Here is a 15649-nt window from a genome sequence, read left to right on the forward strand (position 1 = left end):
ATGCTCGCCCTTCACGAAATGTCACTCACGTCCAGTGAATAAAACAGACTGGCCGCCCGCCAAGTGCCCTGCTAAAACAGCGAAAAGTCTTACTGAAGCTGGAGATACATCCATGAGCACCTGGCCAGACACCCGTATTCTCGATCTGCTGGGCATCGAAGTGCCCATCATCCAGGCCCCGATGGCCGGTGCCACCACTACCGCCATGGTCATCGCTGCGAACCGTGCGGGCGCGCTGGGCTCAATGCCCGCCGCCGCACTGAGCATCGAGCAATTACGCGAAGCCTTGGCCACAATCCGCCAAGCCAGCGCACGGCCGATCAACGTGAATTTCTTCTGCCATCAACCACCAGCAGTTGATGACGCACGTGACCGCCATTGGAAGGATTTGCTGGAGCCTTATTACCGAGAACTGGGCGCCGATTTTGATGCGCCAACCCCAGAGTCCAGTCGTGCGCCCTTCAACGATGCCGCGTGTAAGGTGGTCGAAGAGTTTCGCCCGGAAGTGGTCAGTTTCCACTTCGGCTTGCCAGAAAAGTCCTTGCTTGATCGGGTAAAAGCCACCGGTGCCAAGGTGCTTTCTTCGGCCACTACCGTCGAGGAAGCCATCTGGCTGGAACAGCACGGCTGCGATGCGATCATTGCCATGGGCATCGAAGCCGGTGGGCACCGTGGTCTGTTTTTGAGCGATGACCTCAATACCCAGATCGGCCTGATGGCCCTGGTGCCGCAAATCGTCGACGCCGTCAGCGTGCCGGTGATTGCCGCCGGAGGCATTGGTGATGCACGGGGCATTGTCGCGGCGTTCGCCTTGGGCGCTTCAGCCGTGCAGATTGGCACCGCGTACCTGTTCACGCCCGAAGCCAACGTCACCCCTTCCCACCACCATGCGTTGCGCCATGCCCAGTCCAGCGAAACAGCACTGACCAACCTGTTCACCGGGCGCCCGGCGCGGGGCATCGTCAACCGCGTGATGCGTGAGCTTGGCCCGATCAACCCGGCGGCTCCGGCGTTCCCTCGGTCCGGCGGTGCCTTGATGCCGCTCAAAGCCAAGGATGAAGCGGGCTTCAGTAACTTGTGGTCCGGTCAGGCACTGGGACTGGGCAAAGACATGTCCACCTACGAGCTGACGCGCGAGTTGGCCGAGCAGACGCTGGTCAAACTCCAAAAGAACTGACACCTGGGGCAACTTTGCACTGTACCGGCAATGGCCAACCGCTATATATTCCCATACATAGCGGTAAAGCCTTCTACCTATAACAAGCCGTACACCCCCAAGGAGCTGCTTCATGATGATCCGCGCCTCTCGCCTGGCCCCCACGGCCCTGGCCACCCTTATCGCCGCCTTTGCTTTCAGCCCCGCCTACGCCGACGAAGTGCAAGTGGCTGTCGCGGCCAACTTCACCGCGCCGATCCAGGCCATCGCCGCCGACTTCGAGAAAGACACTGGGCACAAACTGGTCGCGGCCTACGGCGCCACCGGCCAGTTCTACACACAGATCAAGAATGGCGCCCCGTTCGAAGTGTTCCTGAGTGCCGACGACACCACCCCGCAAAAACTTGAAACCGAAGGCGACACGGTCAAAGGCTCGCGCTTCACCTACGCGGTCGGCACGCTGGCCCTGTGGTCGGCCAAAGATGGCTACGTGGATGCCAAAGGTGATGTGCTGAAGAAGAATGAGTTCAAGCACCTGTCCATCGCCAACCCGAAAGCCGCCCCTTACGGCCTGGCCGCTACCCAAGTGCTGGCCAAGGAAGGTTTGACCGATAAGGTCAAGGATAAGATCGTCGAAGGCCAGAACATCACCCAGGCCTACCAGTTCGTGTCCACCGGCAATGCCGAGCTGGGTTTCGTCGCGCTGTCGCAGATCTACAAGGACGGCAAAGTGACCAGCGGTTCGGCGTGGATCGTCCCGGCGTCCATGCATGACCCGATCAAGCAAGACGCCGTGATCCTCAACAAAGGCAAGGACAGCGCCGCAGCCAAGGCCCTGGTCGAGTACCTCAAAGGCCCGAAAGCCGCCGCGGTGATCAAGTCCTACGGTTACGAGCTGGCTCACTAAATGCCGCTGACGAGTGCCGATTTTTCCGCGATCTGGTTGACCATCAAACTGGCGTCATTGACCACCGTGATCCTGCTGGTCATCGGCACTCCAATTGCCCTGTGGCTGTCGCGCACCCAATCCTGGTGGCGCGGCCCCATTGGGGCGGTTGTCGCCTTGCCGTTGGTGTTGCCGCCGACGGTCATCGGCTTTTACCTGCTGTTGACCATGGGGCCCAACGGCTATTTCGGCCAGTTCACCCAATGGCTGGGATTAGGCACCCTGACTTTCAGCTTCGCCGGGCTGGTAATCGGCTCGGTGATCTACTCCATGCCGTTCGTGGTGCAGCCGTTGCAAAACGCCTTTTCTGCCATTGGCACTCGCCCACTGGAAGTGGCCGCCACCTTGCGGGCCAATCCATGGGACACCTTCTTTAGCGTGATTTTGCCCCTGGCACGCCCGGGGTTTATCACCGCGTCGATTCTCGGCTTTGCCCACACCGTTGGTGAGTTTGGTGTGGTGCTGATGATCGGCGGCAATATCCCTGACAAAACCCGCGTGGTCTCGGTGCAGATCTACGACCACGTCGAAGCCATGGAATACGCCCAGGCCCATTGGTTGGCCGGCGCCATGGTGGTATTCGCGTTCCTTGTCTTGCTGGCGCTGTACTCCAGCCGTAAAACCAAGATGGGCTGGAGCTGATCGCAATGATGGATGTACGCCTGCAACTGAAGTATTCGGGTTTTGCCCTGGATGTGGACCTGCACCTGCCGGGCCGTGGCGTGACGGCGTTGTACGGGCATTCCGGCTCTGGCAAGACCACATGCCTGCGCTGTATCGCCGGTCTGGAACGGGCGGAAAACGGGTTTATCCAGATCAACGATGAAGTCTGGCAAGACACCCGGAGCGGACTGTTCGTGCCGCCCCATAAACGCGCCCTGGGCTATGTATTTCAGGAGGCGAGCCTGTTTCCTCATTTGTCGGTGCGCGCCAACCTGGAGTTCGGTCTCAAACGCATCCCCCGTTCGCAGCGCCGGGTGGATATGGCTCACGCCACCGAACTGCTGGGCATCGGCCACCTGCTCGACCGCCATCCGCAGCACTTGTCAGGCGGCGAGCGCCAACGCATCGGCATCGCACGCGCGCTGCTCACCAGTCCTCAATTGTTGTTGATGGATGAACCCCTGGCGGCCCTGGACAGTCAGCGCAAAAGTGAAATCCTGCCGTACCTGGAACGCCTGCATGACGAACTGGACATTCCGGTGCTGTACGTCAGCCATGCCCAGGATGAAGTGGCGCGGCTAGCCGATCACATCGTGCTGCTCAGTGACGGCAAAGCTCTGGCCAGCGGTCCCATAGGCGAAACCCTGGCACGCCTGGACTTGCCCATGGCCTTGGGCGATGACGCTGGCGTGGTAATCAATGGTGTGGTCAGCGCGTATGACCAGCACTACCAGTTGCTCACACTGCAACTGCCCGACAGCCTGCTGTCCATGCGTGTGGCTCATGCACCGCTAGCGCTGGGCAAACAGCTGCGTATCAAGGTGCAGGCGCGAGACGTGAGCCTCAGCCTGCAGGCTGGGGAGCACAGCAGCATCCTCAACCGCTTGCCGGTCACGGTCACCCAGGAGATTTCGGCGGACAACAGCGCCCACATACTGGTACGCCTGGACGCCGGTGGCACGCCGTTGCTGGCGCGTATCACACGTTTCTCCCGCGACCAGTTGCAACTGCACCCCGGCCAGACACTGTGGGCACACATCAAGGCCGTGGCGGTGCTGGCGTAAACAACTATTAGGCACGGCCGCGCAGGGCCGCGGACTTGCCCAAGAGCGCCAAGGCAGGTTAGCCTTTGCGTCCCTTCTGACTTACGGGATGACCGCCGACGTGAACAACTAAGCCTTCCAAAATGTATCTGCAACGAGCCGCCTGGCGAGCTTGTTGGCCTGTTCGACATTTTTTTGGAGGTGCTGATGACTGACGTCAACCGGCTGCCCGTACTCGTTTCCCTGCAACACCTGTCTTTCCAGTTCGCCGATGGCGACACCTTGCTGGAAGACCTGAACCTGTCCATCGATCACACGCCCACCGGGATTGTCGGGCGTAACGGGCGTGGCAAAAGTATCCTGGCCAAGCTGATCGCCGGGGTGTTCAAGCCCTCCTCCGGCACACGCGACGGCAACGCCCGTGTAGCCTACGTCGCGCAGAGCCTGAGTATTCAACCGGGCGAAAGCATTGCCCATGTCACCCACACCGCCGAACCCCTCGCCGCGCTTGAGCGCATGGCATCGGGCGAGGCCCGTGCGGATGATTTCGAGCTGATTGACGACCGCTGGGACTTGGCCGAGCGCTTGCGCTCAGCGTTGGATACTGCGGGCTTGCAGGCGATTGGCTTCGATACGCCGGCCGATCAACTAAGTGGCGGGCAACTGGCCAGGGTCGCGGTGATTGGCGCCATGTTGGCCGCTCCGGATTTGTTGGTGTTGGATGAACCCACCAACCACCTCGACAGCGCCGGCCGCGAATGGCTGCTGCACACGCTGAATGAGTGGCGTGGCGGGCTGGTGGTGGTCAGCCACGATCGACAACTGCTCAACACCCTGGCGCGCATCATCGAGCTCTCACCCCTGGGCATGCAGGTATATGGCGGCAATTACGATGCCTACCGCCTGCAACGCGACACCGAACAGAGCGCGGCGGTTGCAGCCCTGGAACACGCCAGGCTTGAACGCAGCCGCGAACGCAAGCGCCTGCAAAAAGATCACGACAGCCTGCAACGCAACGCCGCCCGCTCACGCAAGCATGCGGAAACTGCCAACGTTGACCGGTTCACCAAGGCCAGATGGAAAGGCGCCGCCACGGAAATCGTCAGCACTGTGCGCAGCGCTCATTACGCCCATAAAAACCACCTCGACCAGCAAGTGCGCCAAGCCTACGAGCGCGTGGTGGATGACACACCCACCCTGCTCGCCCTCCCTGGCTCGACGCTGCCCAATGGCCGACACGTCATCACAATGGCGCAGGCCCAATTGCCGTGGCTCGATGCACGGCAGCCTTCTGCCTACCTCACGCTAAACCTCATGGGGCCTGTACGTGTGGCGATACGCGGACCGAACGGTTGCGGCAAATCCACGTTGCTCAAACTGCTTGCTGGGCACTGGCACGCGATCAGCGGTAAATGTGCGGTGCACGTACCCAGCGCGTATATCGATCAACACCTGGCGCTGCTGGACGACCAACGTTCCATCGTCGAACAGCTCAACCTGCTCGACACGCCCCTGGCCGAAGCCGAACTGCGCACGCGCCTGGCCTTGCTGCAACTGGATGCGCAGCGCGTTACCCAGCCCACCGGTCAGTTGAGCGGCGGTGAGCGGTTGAAGGCCGCGATGGCGATTGCCTTGTGGCGCAAAATCCCGGCGCAACTGTTTCTGCTGGACGAGCCGACCAACCATCTGGACCTGGAATCCGTGCTGGCCTTTGAACGAGCACTGCAAGGTTTACCGGGGCCATGCTGGTGGTTTCCCATGACGAGGCGTTTGTACAGGCAATCAGGCCGACGCATCAGTTGGAATGGCAACCTACCGGCTGGCGATTGGAATGTGTCTGAGATCATTGCACCCACGCACAAAGCCTCCTACGGTAGTGGCCGAATAATCTCACCGAGGAGCCCGGCCCATGCTGCCTTCGTCCCACAGACCTTATGCCAACGCCGTACTCGCCCATCGCCAACGCTGGCGTGGCCGGATCGGCTTGCTGCTGGTGGCCAGTCTTTCGGTGTTGGCCGGTATGACCGATGCCATCGGGTTCATGGCCAGTGGGGATTTTGTCTCGTTCATGAGCGGTAACACGACACGCCTGGCCGTGGCCATTGGCGCCGGCGATCTTGGCCTCACCGGGCGCCTGCTGTTACTGGTCGCAACGTTCGTCGTCGGTAATGCCTTGGGTGTGGTGGTCAGCCGCCTCGGCCGCCGGCATGCCATGCCGTTGTTGTTGTGCATTGCTGCGCTATTGAGCTGCGCCGGCTTGTGGCCTTTCGCGGATACATTGCCGGCGCTGCTTGCGGCGATCATTGCCATGGGCATGCTCAATGCCGCCGTGGAAGAGGTCAACGGCCTGCCTGTCGGCCTGACGTATGTGACAGGGGCGTTGTCACGCTTTGGTCGGGGGCTGGGGCGCTGGATGCTGGGCGAGCGACGCCATGGTTGGCGGATGCAATTGATCCCCTGGGCAGGGATGTTCGTCGGCGCGGTGATCGGTGCCGTGCTGGAGCATCAATGGGGGCTCAGGGCGCTGCTGGCCAGTGGCGCATTGGCAGCCGTGTTGGGACTGGTGTCGCTGTGGATTCCCCGGCGCTGGCATTTGGGCTACATGCCGCGATAAGGAGGAAGGAGGCTCGCTCGACGTTTCGGCCTCGACATCCGTGTACCGGTAAAGAGCCATCACGTCGAGCGAGCGAATGAATCATAGGCCAATGCTCGGCAGCTGTCCCGCCAGGCATTTCCGAATAACACTAAGGCAACGTATTACAGGCAAGTTGCGAGTGCCGCTTGGCGACGTTTGGCAGGCATATTGTCCTCGACCGCGTAGTACTTGACGGTAGAGCCAGCACCCACCGCACGCACGTCTACAAAATAGGCGCCGTCAGTGGTGTACACCGTGAAACCACCGGACTCCAACGGCTCCTTGAAGCCACCGGCGTCAACGCCGAACACCGCCTCGTCCTGCCAGCCGAACTGCACGCATTGGGCAACCACCAGTGGGGCCTTGTCCGAAGCCAGGGTTTTGTAGGGCTGCCCTGCACGTGCCTCTTTCATCTTCGTGCCTGCGCACCCGGACAGTGCTGCCACCACCATGACGCCCATTACTACCTTACGCATGCCATCGCCTCCTTGGAAAAACCGCGACTGTACCATCGCCGCAGGCTTAACTGACGCGTGCATGAACTTTGTTTCACGGTAAAAGCCAAAGGCGACGCCTATAGTTGCCGGGCTCATTTTTAAGAAGTCTCCCTTGCGCCCGCCCTCCCGCGGGCTTTTTTTCGCCTGTGCCTCAGAACCACCAGCGGAACAGATAGAACAGCGCCATGCTCAGCAGCACCGTAATCAACACGTTGCGTGTCCAATACATCAGCGCCACCGCGCAGATACCGGCCAGCAAATACGGGTTGGTCGGGCTCAAGTTGAGCCGATGATCGGCCAGAAAAATGATCGGCCCGCAAATCGCCGTGAGCATGCCCGGCACCGCAAACCCCAGGAACTCCCGGGCGCCACGGTTAAGGCGCACCGGCAGGCGCGGTTCGATAAACAGGTAACGGTTGAGAAACACCACCAGGCCCATGGTCACTATCATGATGTAGATCATGCTTGCCCTACCCCCAACCGCTTGCACGCATAGCCTGCACTCATCCCCAGCAAGCCGGACACTACCACCGCCGACTCCCAATGCAAAAAGCTCAGCCATACCGAACACAACAGAGAGACCGCCACACACACCACCGTCGGTACATCGCGCACCACCGGGGTGATCAAGGCGATGAAGGTGGCGGCAATCGAAAATTCCAGCCCCAGTTGATCCAGCCCGGGGATACTTTTGCCGAGCACGATGCCAGCCAGGGTAAAGAGGTTCCAGGCGATGTAAAACGTCAGGCCCACGCCCAGGGCGTACCAGCGGTTGAACGTCTGGCGGTCATAGTGATTGACCAGGGCGAAGAATTCATCGGTGAGCAGAAAGCCCAGGCTGATGCGCCAGCGGGCGTTGAGCGACGACAAGGTCGGGCGCATATGCATGCCATACAGCAAGTGCTGGGATGTCAGCAGCAACGTGGTCAGCACGATGGAAATCAGGCTCGCACCACTTTTGACCATGCCAATCGCCACCAACTGCGCGGCACCGGCAAAGACAATGGCGGACAAACCCTGGGCTTGCAGTGGCGTGAACTGCGCATCGATCGCCATGGAGCCAGCAAGCAGCCCCCACGGCGCACAGGCCAGGGATAACGGAATGACAGCGATTGCGCCGCGAGCGAAGGCGTAATGAGGTAAGGCGGTAGGCATGGAAACGGCTCATCGACAGACAGTCGACAAGCATGCCTGCGTCACACGGGGGTTGTCTTGAACGATCGTGCTCAGGCGAGTTTTACCGAGACCAGCTCCACCGAGTCACGCGCTTCGCGCAGCTCGTAGGCATCCTGGTTGAGCCGGTGAATGGTGTTGAGCAGGCGCTGGCGCAGCACTTCATCGCCGAGTTTTTCGACGGCGCGCATCAGGTCAAACGCGGCGGTTTCGTTGTTGTCCGCGACGGCGTCGAGGGTCTTGCGCAGGTTGCGAGTGGCACGGGTCACGCGGAGTCTTCCTTCATCAGCAATGGGCAGGCACTTTAGGACACTTGTGTTTCATTTTAATTTCAAACACTTGTGGTCGATTGGCGTGGGGTTGATCCATGTCAATCGGATTCAGGATTTGACCTACATATATGGTTATTCGTATATTCGAATAAACATATGTTTAAAGGCCCTGATCATGTCAGACCTCATCTCTCCTCCCAGCCTGTTCAAATGCCTGGCAGACGCCACCCGGGCACGGTTGACGTTATTGATCCTGCGCGAAGGCGAACTTTGCGTATGTGAACTGATCCATGCCTTGGACGACAGCCAGCCCAAAATTTCCCGTCACCTGGCGCAACTGCGCAGCGGCGGGTTGCTGCTGGATCGTCGCCAGGGGCAATGGATCTACTACCGAATCAATCCGGCACTGCCCCAGTGGGTCACCGATGTGCTGGACACCACCCTGCAAGCCAACCAGCCATGGTTGCACACCGACGCGCAGCGTCTGGATGCAATGGGCGACAGACCACAACGGGCCGGCACCTGCTGCTGAGCCATCGGAGCGTTTATTCATGCTTGTCGCTGTTGCGATTTTTATCTTCACCATCGTCTTGGTCATCTGGCAGCCCAAAGGCCTCGGCGTCGGCTGGAGCGCCACCCTGGGCGCAATCCTGGCCCTGGCCTGTGGCGTGATCAGCCTGGCCGATATCCCGGTGGTGTGGCACATCATCTGGAACGCCACCGGCACCTTTGTGGCGCTGATCATCATCAGCCTGTTGCTCGACGAGGCCGGCTTCTTTGCCTGGACGGCGCTGCACGTAGCGCGCTGGGGCCGTGGGCGCGGGCGGCGGTTGTTTGCCTATATGGTGCTGCTCGGTGCCCTGGTGTCGGCGCTGTTTGCCAATGACGGCGCGGCGCTGATCCTCACGCCCATCGTGATGTCGATGCTATTGGCCTTGCGCTTTTCCCCGGCCGCCACCCTCGCCTTTGTCATGGGCGCCGGCTTTATCGCCGACACGGCCAGCCTGCCGCTGGTGGTGTCCAACCTGGTGAACATCGTCTCGGCGGATTATTTCAAGATCGGCTTCAACGAGTACGCCGCCGTCATGGTGCCGGTGAACCTCGTCAGCGTGGCAGCGACCCTGGCGGTGCTGCTGTGGTTTTTCCGCCGCGATATCCCGCAGGTCTATAACCCGGACGACCTGGAAGACCCGGCCAGCGCCATCCATGACCGCGCGACCTTTCGCGCCGGTTGGTGGGTACTGGGTATCTTGCTGATCGGCTGTTTCGCCCTGGAGCCGCTGGGCATTCCCATCAGTGCAATTTCCGCCGTGTGCGCCCTGCTCCTGCTGGTCATCGCCGCCAAAGGCCACAAGATTTCAACACGCAAGGTACTCAAGGAAGCGCCCTGGCAGATTGTGATCTTTTCCTTGGGCATGTACCTGGTGGTCTACGGGCTGCGCAATGCCGGCCTCACCACCTACCTGGCCACCTGGCTCGACACCTTCGCGACCTATGGTGTGTGGGGCGCAGCCCTGGGCACCGGCGTGCTCACGGCGTTGTTGTCATCCGCCATGAACAACCTGCCGACGGTGTTGATTGGTGCACTGTCCATCGAGTCCAGCCATGCCGTGGGCGTGATCAAGGACGCGATGATCTACGCCAACGTGATCGGCAGCGACCTTGGCCCGAAAATCACGCCTATCGGCAGCCTGGCCACGTTGCTGTGGCTGCATATCCTGGCGCGCAAAGGCATCACCATTACCTGGGGTTATTACTTCAAGGTCGGGATCGTACTGACCTTGCCCGTGCTGTTGATCACCCTGGCCGCCCTCGCCCTGCGCCTGAGTTTCTGAAGGAGATGCTGCAATGAAAGTGTTGTTCATGTGTACCGCCAACAGCTGCCGCAGCATTTTGTCCGAGGCGATGTTCAACCATCTTGCACCCGAGGGTTTTGAGGCGATCAGCTCCGGGAGTTTCCCCAAGGGCCAGGTCTTGCCCCGCAGCCTGAGCACGCTGCAGGCGGCCGGCATCAGCACCGAAGGGCTTTACAGCAAGGGCAATGACGCCTTTGAAGACAGCCCGCCGGATGTGGTGATTACCGTGTGCGACAAGGCAGCCGGTGAAGCGTGCCCGATGTATTTCGGCCCGGCAGTGAAGGCGCACTGGGGGTTGGAAGATCCTTCCGATGTGCAAGGTGACGAGGCGCATATCGACGCGGCGTTCAACGCCACACTGGAAGCTATCGAAACTCGATGCCGGGCATTTTTCGCCTTGCCATTTGCCCATCTCGAGCCCACTGAACTCAAGGTCGAACTCGACCGTATCGCCGCGTTGTAGCGGGAGGATACCATGACTACGCTGCCCCATCTCGACACCACTCTATCAAACGCGTTGCATAGCGGCCCGACTCCTCCACCACGTATCCTGCTGCTCTATGGCTCAACGCGGTCGCGCTCATTCAGCCGCTTGTTGGTAGAAGAGGCCGAACGCCTGCTACGGCACTTTGGCGCCGAGACACGAGTCTTCAACCCATCGGGCTTGCCCTTACCTGACGATGCCCCCAGCGACCACCCCAAGGTCCAGGAACTGCTGGGCCTGATGCAATGGTCCGAAGGCCAGGTCTGGTGTTCGCCTGAACGCCACGGCTCGATGTCGGCCGTGTTCAAGGCGCAACTCGACTGGGTGCCGCTGGCTCTCGGCGCGGTGCGCCCAACACAAGGCAAGACACTGGCGGTGATGCAAGTGTCCGGAGGCTCCCAATCCTTCAACACCGTCAACCAGTTGCGCGTGCTGGGACGTTGGATGCGCATGTTCACCATCCCTAACCAGTCCTCGGTGCCCAAGGCCTTCATGGAGTTCGATGAACACGACCGTATGAAACCCTCGGCCCTCTACGACCGCGTGGTGGATGTCATGGAAGAACTGGTGAGATTCACCGTGTTGCTACGTGATCGCCCGGACCTGGTCGACCGTTATTCGGAACGCAAGGAAAGCGCCGCCGAGCTGTCGCAACGGGTCAATCAACGGTCGATCTGAGCCCCCTTGCCAGCGTATGCTTTCGCACTTTCCTGAAAGGACGCGGGCATGCTGACGATCTTTTTCTACGCGCTGGTATTCGGTTTCGTGTTTTGCCTCTCACCCGGTGCGGTGCTGGCCGAGACGTTGCGCCGAGGCTTGCTCCACGGTTTCACTCCGGCCCTGCTGGTTCAGTTCGGCTCCCTGGTGGGTGATGCCGTATGGGCGGTGATCGGCCTCACCGGCATTGCCTTACTGGTCCAGCATGACGCCGTGCGCGTGCCGCTGACGGTGGTGTGCGCGGTGTACCTGGCCTGGCTGGGCGTACGCGGTCTCATCGACGCCTGGCACTTGCCGCAAGCACACGCCGCGCCCGCCCGATCCGGGCAGAATGCACTGGCGGTGGGCGCCGCCATTTCCCTGGCCAACCCGAAGAACATTGTGTATTGGGGCGCCCTCGGCAGCGCGTTGTCCGGGATTGTCGGTGCAACACCCAGCCATGGGCAGACCCTGATGTTTTTTGCCGGTTTCATGCTGGCTTCGGTGTTGTCGTGCTTCGTGGTGGCCACCTTGGTCAATCTGTTGCGCAAGAACGCATCGCCGCTGTGGCAACGAATCAGTTATGGCACCTGTGGATTGGTATTGTTGTATCTCGCGTACCTCGCCACACTTGGCCTGTGAAGTTATATATATCGCAACTTACCGATGCCTCTTGTCTGAATGAACTCTGAACGCAGGGTAATTTAATTAATCATGCGTTGACATTTTGTAACTAGCTGAGTAGATTGCCCCTGCCCGCAACTGGGGCCTTTTTTAAACCTCACAAAAGAAGCCAATGGACACAGTATCTAGTCGCTGTCCGAGCACCGCCTTGGCGGGCATCGGGCGCCAAACCCAGAATATGACAGGACTCGCCTCCCCGGTCCGGTAAGCTGCGCTAGAGCTTGATGCTCCACCGTAACTGCCTCGCCGGTCGCCCGTCCGGTCCCGAGGTGTGTTATGACCCTTCAACTGTTTGTTTTGCCTGATATTCGCTCGCTGGCCTCGGCCCTGCGCGCCAAGCTGTGCCGTGAGCCCGTAGGCTTCTCGCCTACCCGCTCAGCCTTTGCACCCTCCCCCGACGTTCGCCCAGCGCCAATGCTGGCGCACTGGCGTATCTGCCCAACCACTGGCCAACTGGTTCAGCACTGGGATCACGCCGACCCTCAAGACCCTCAGAGACGGATCGTTTCCGGCCTCGTTCAAGCGAGCCTGATGCTTAGCCTCTACGTGAGCGCTCGCACAGCCTGAGCCTGCTGGAAACCACAACTTTCCCGATTAATCGCCTGGAGTTCTTTATGAACAAATCCAGTAGTAGCCCGCTGCGCGCTAGTTAATTAACGCGCACTAAGCGGGCCCTGTAAAAGTTATTAAGCACTTTATTTAAACCGATCGCGAAGTCCGCGGCTCGGCATGCTTTCGCTCGCCTGCAATCAGGTAAGTACCGGGTATGTTTTGTCGAGAATTGGCGACAGGAGTACAGACAATGAGCGCCGTAAAAAACACGCCTCTGCACAAGAAAAATGGCACCGCGACCGACACCAAACTGTCGATGCGTGCCGCCCGCGAAGCCCAGAACGGCCTGTCGGCCACCCTCGCCAATGTGCGGGCAACCCAGGATGGCCTGACCGAACTGGACGCCTCGGCACGCCTGCAACGTGAAGGCTACAACGAAGTGGCCCACGACAAGCCGCCTCACGCCATCGTCCAGTTCCTGCAGGCACTGAACAACCCGTTCATCTACGTATTGCTGACTCTGGGCGGCATCAGCTTTGTCACCGACTGCTGGTTGCCGATGCAGGACGGTGAAGAAGCCGACCCGACCAAGGTCATTATCATCATGACCATGGTGCTGCTCAGCAGCCTGCTGCGCTTTTGGCAGGAGCACCGCTCGGCCAAGTCCGCCGAAGCCCTCAAGGCGATGGTACGCACTACCGCCACCGTGTTGCGCCGCGAGCAAGTGGGCGCCCAGCCGGTCCTGCGTGAAGTGCCGATGCGCGAGCTGGTGGCCGGCGATATTGTGCAGTTGTCGGCCGGCGACATGATCCCGGCGGATATCCGTCTGATCGAATCCCGCGACCTGTTCATCAGCCAGGCCGTGCTGACCGGCGAAGCCTTGCCGGTGGAGAAGTACGACACGTTGGGTGACGTGACGCAGAAGTCGGCGTCATCGCTGGCGGCCGGCCAAGACAACCTGCTGGACCTGCCGAACATCTGCTTCATGGGCACCAACGTGGTCAGCGGGCGTGCCAAAGCCGTGGTCGTCGCCACCGGGCCGCGCACCTACTTCGGTTCCCTGGCCAAGGCGATTGTCGGCTCCCGCGTGCAAACCGCCTTCGACCGTGGCGTGAACAGTGTCAGCTGGCTGCTGATACGCTTCATGCTGGTGATGGTACCGATCGTGTTCCTGCTCAATGGCTTCTCCAAAGGCGATTGGGGCGATGCGTTCCTGTTTGCCCTGGCGGTAGCGGTCGGTCTCACCCCGGAAATGCTGCCGATGATCGTCAGCGCCAACCTGGCCAAGGGCGCTACCGCCATGGCCAAGCGCAAAGTGGTGGTCAAGCGCCTGAATGCGATCCAGAACTTCGGTTCGATGGACGTGCTGTGCACCGACAAGACGGGCACCCTGACCCAGGACAAGATCATCCTCGAACACCACGTCAACGCCTTTGGCCAACGTGATGACGCGGTGCTGTCCCTGGCCTGGCTCAACAGCTTTCACCAGAGCGGCATGAAGAACCTGATGGATCAGGCCGTGGTGCAGTTCTCGGAGCAGAACCCCAAGTTCCAAGTACCGTTTGCCTACAGCAAAGTGGACGAATTGCCATTCGACTTTGTACGCCGTCGCCTGTCGATCGTGGTCAAGGACACTGCCGGCGACCAATTGCTGGTGTGCAAAGGCGCCGTGGAAGAGATGCTGGGCATTTCCACCCATGTGATGGAAGGTGGCGATGCCGTGCCGCTGGATGATCGCCGCCGCGAAGAGTTGCTGGCCCTGGCCAACGACTACAACGAGGATGGCTTCCGCGTACTGGTGGTCGCGACCCGCAATATCCCCAAATCCCTGGCACGCCAGCAGTACACCACCGCCGATGAACGCAACCTGGTGATCCAGGGCTTCCTGACCTTCCTCGATCCACCGAAGGAAACCGCAGGCCCGGCGATTGCCGCACTGCAACAGATCGGCGTGGCGGTCAAAGTATTGACCGGCGACAACGCCGTGGTCACCGCCAAGATCTGCCGGCAGGTCGGTCTTGAACCCGGCGAGCCACTGCTGGGCGTTGAAATCGAAGCGATGGACGACGCTACCCTGCTGCGCCGCGTGGAAGAGCGCACGGTGTTTGCCAAGCTGACACCGCTGCAGAAGTCGCGGGTGCTCAAGGCCCTGCAAGCCAACGGCCACACCGTGGGCTTCCTGGGTGATGGCATCAACGATGCGCCGGCGCTGCGCGATGCCGACGTGGGTATCTCGGTCGACACCGCTACCGATATCGCCAAGGAATCGGCCGACATCATCCTGCTGGAAAAGAGCCTGATGGTGCTGGAAGAAGGCGTGCTCAAAGGCCGCGAAACCTTCGGCAATATCATGAAGTACCTGAACATGACCGCCAGTTCCAACTTCGGCAACGTGTTCTCGGTGCTGGTAGCCAGCGCGTTCATTCCATTCATGCCGATGCTGGCGATTCACCTGCTGCTGCAAAACCTGATGTACGACATCTCCCAACTGGCCTTGCCGTGGGACAAGATGGACAAGGAATACCTGGCCAAGCCACGCAAGTGGGATGCGAAAAACATTGGTCGCTTCATGATCTGGATCGGGCCGACCTCGTCGATCTTCGACATCACCACCTTTGCGCTGATGTGGTACGTGTTCTCCGCCAACAGCGTGGAAATGCAGACCCTGTTCCAGTCCGGCTGGTTCATCGAGGGGCTGCTCTCGCAAACCCTGGTGGTGCACATGCTGCGCACTCGCAAGATCCCGTTCTTCCAGAGCACGGCGGCGTGGCCGGTACTGATGATGACCTGTGTGGTGATCGCCCTGGGGATCTACGTGCCGTTCTCGCCGCTGGGCACCCTGGTGGGCCTGGAGCCGCTGCCGCTGGCGTACTTCCCATGGCTGGTCGGCACTCTGCTCGCCTACTGCTGCGTAGCCCAACTGATGAAAACGATCTACATCCGTCGCTTCAAGCAGTGGTACTGATCGCTCCCGCCGTTTAAACGGTGGCGG

16 protein-coding genes and 1 pseudogene are annotated in these 15649 nt (G+C 60.4%); 13 read left to right on the plus strand and 4 right to left on the minus strand.

All coding sequences use genetic code 11. From position 1 onward, the window contains the following. Positions 1 to 112: 112 nt before the first annotated feature. The 6 genes and pseudogenes from AC07V4_RS24710 (at position 113) to AC07V4_RS24735 (ending at position 6422) form a co-directional block, all read left to right on the plus strand. On the plus strand, positions 113 to 1177 hold the full coding sequence (locus AC07V4_RS24710) for an NAD(P)H-dependent flavin oxidoreductase (protein ID WP_492638432.1): 1065 nt from the start codon (positions 113 to 115) through the stop codon (positions 1175 to 1177). Between the two features lie 112 nt (positions 1178 to 1289). Continuing rightward, the gene (gene modA, locus AC07V4_RS24715; protein ID WP_492638431.1) at positions 1290 to 2063 is read left to right on the plus strand and encodes a molybdate ABC transporter substrate-binding protein; all 774 of its coding nucleotides are present in this window, start codon (positions 1290 to 1292) and stop codon (positions 2061 to 2063) included. Next, positions 2064 to 2744 (plus strand): molybdate ABC transporter permease subunit, encoded by a 681-nt coding sequence (gene modB / locus AC07V4_RS24720; RefSeq protein ID WP_431752460.1) that lies wholly within the window; start codon positions 2064 to 2066, stop codon positions 2742 to 2744. Positions 2745 to 2749: 5 nt separating this feature from the next. Then, positions 2750 to 3829, plus strand: coding sequence for a molybdenum ABC transporter ATP-binding protein (gene modC / locus AC07V4_RS24725; RefSeq protein ID WP_492638430.1), 1080 nt, complete (start codon positions 2750 to 2752; stop codon positions 3827 to 3829). 186 nt (positions 3830 to 4015) lie between these two features. Further along, positions 4016 to 5649 (plus strand): annotated as a pseudogene (locus AC07V4_RS24730) (ABC-F family ATP-binding cassette domain-containing protein). A gap of 68 nt (positions 5650 to 5717) precedes the next feature. Continuing rightward, positions 5718 to 6422 (plus strand): YoaK family protein, encoded by a 705-nt coding sequence (locus AC07V4_RS24735; protein WP_492638429.1) that lies wholly within the window; start codon positions 5718 to 5720, stop codon positions 6420 to 6422. Positions 6423 to 6565: 143 nt separating this feature from the next. Here AC07V4_RS24735 and AC07V4_RS24740 read toward each other — a convergent pair whose 3' ends face one another. From AC07V4_RS24740 to AC07V4_RS24755, 4 genes are all read right to left on the minus strand, one after another. Continuing rightward, positions 6566 to 6919: a hypothetical protein gene (locus tag AC07V4_RS24740; protein ID WP_492638428.1), complete on the minus strand. Its 354-nt coding sequence runs from the start codon at positions 6917 to 6919 to the stop codon at positions 6566 to 6568. A gap of 172 nt (positions 6920 to 7091) precedes the next feature. Beyond that, complete coding sequence (locus AC07V4_RS24745; RefSeq protein WP_492638427.1) at positions 7092 to 7403, minus strand: AzlD domain-containing protein; 312 nt, start codon at positions 7401 to 7403, stop codon at positions 7092 to 7094. Next, the gene (locus tag AC07V4_RS24750) at positions 7400 to 8095 is read right to left on the minus strand and encodes an AzlC family ABC transporter permease (RefSeq protein WP_431752466.1); all 696 of its coding nucleotides are present in this window, start codon (positions 8093 to 8095) and stop codon (positions 7400 to 7402) included. Before AC07V4_RS24750 ends, AC07V4_RS24745 begins: the two co-directional genes overlap by 4 nt. Before the next feature lie 71 nt (positions 8096 to 8166). Next, positions 8167 to 8382, minus strand: coding sequence for a hypothetical protein (locus AC07V4_RS24755; protein ID WP_431752467.1), 216 nt, complete (start codon positions 8380 to 8382; stop codon positions 8167 to 8169). A 178-nt stretch (positions 8383 to 8560) separates the two neighbouring features. On the opposite strand from AC07V4_RS24755, the gene AC07V4_RS24760 reads away from it, so the two are divergent. The 7 genes from AC07V4_RS24760 to mgtA all read left to right on the plus strand — a co-directional run bounded on the left by AC07V4_RS24760 (position 8561) and on the right by mgtA (position 15622). After that, the gene (locus AC07V4_RS24760) at positions 8561 to 8917 is read left to right on the plus strand and encodes a metalloregulator ArsR/SmtB family transcription factor (protein WP_492638426.1); all 357 of its coding nucleotides are present in this window, start codon (positions 8561 to 8563) and stop codon (positions 8915 to 8917) included. Positions 8918 to 8936: 19 nt separating this feature from the next. Continuing rightward, positions 8937 to 10220 (plus strand): arsenic transporter, encoded by a 1284-nt coding sequence (locus AC07V4_RS24765; protein WP_492638425.1) that lies wholly within the window; start codon positions 8937 to 8939, stop codon positions 10218 to 10220. 13 nt (positions 10221 to 10233) lie between these two features. Continuing rightward, positions 10234 to 10704 (plus strand): arsenate reductase ArsC, encoded by a 471-nt coding sequence (locus AC07V4_RS24770; protein ID WP_492638424.1) that lies wholly within the window; start codon positions 10234 to 10236, stop codon positions 10702 to 10704. Between the two features lie 12 nt (positions 10705 to 10716). Next, complete coding sequence (gene arsH, locus AC07V4_RS24775; RefSeq protein WP_492638423.1) at positions 10717 to 11403, plus strand: arsenical resistance protein ArsH; 687 nt, start codon at positions 10717 to 10719, stop codon at positions 11401 to 11403. A gap of 48 nt (positions 11404 to 11451) precedes the next feature. Continuing rightward, on the plus strand, positions 11452 to 12063 hold the full coding sequence (locus AC07V4_RS24780; protein WP_492638422.1) for a LysE family transporter: 612 nt from the start codon (positions 11452 to 11454) through the stop codon (positions 12061 to 12063). A gap of 318 nt (positions 12064 to 12381) precedes the next feature. After that, positions 12382 to 12672 (plus strand): hypothetical protein, encoded by a 291-nt coding sequence (locus AC07V4_RS24785; RefSeq protein ID WP_492638421.1) that lies wholly within the window; start codon positions 12382 to 12384, stop codon positions 12670 to 12672. A gap of 235 nt (positions 12673 to 12907) precedes the next feature. After that, complete coding sequence (gene mgtA / locus AC07V4_RS24790) at positions 12908 to 15622, plus strand: magnesium-translocating P-type ATPase (protein ID WP_492638420.1); 2715 nt, start codon at positions 12908 to 12910, stop codon at positions 15620 to 15622. The last annotated feature ends 27 nt before the right edge of the window (positions 15623 to 15649 follow it).

The sequence above is a fragment of the Pseudomonas sp. GW821-FHT03A09 genome, assembly GCF_059421065.1.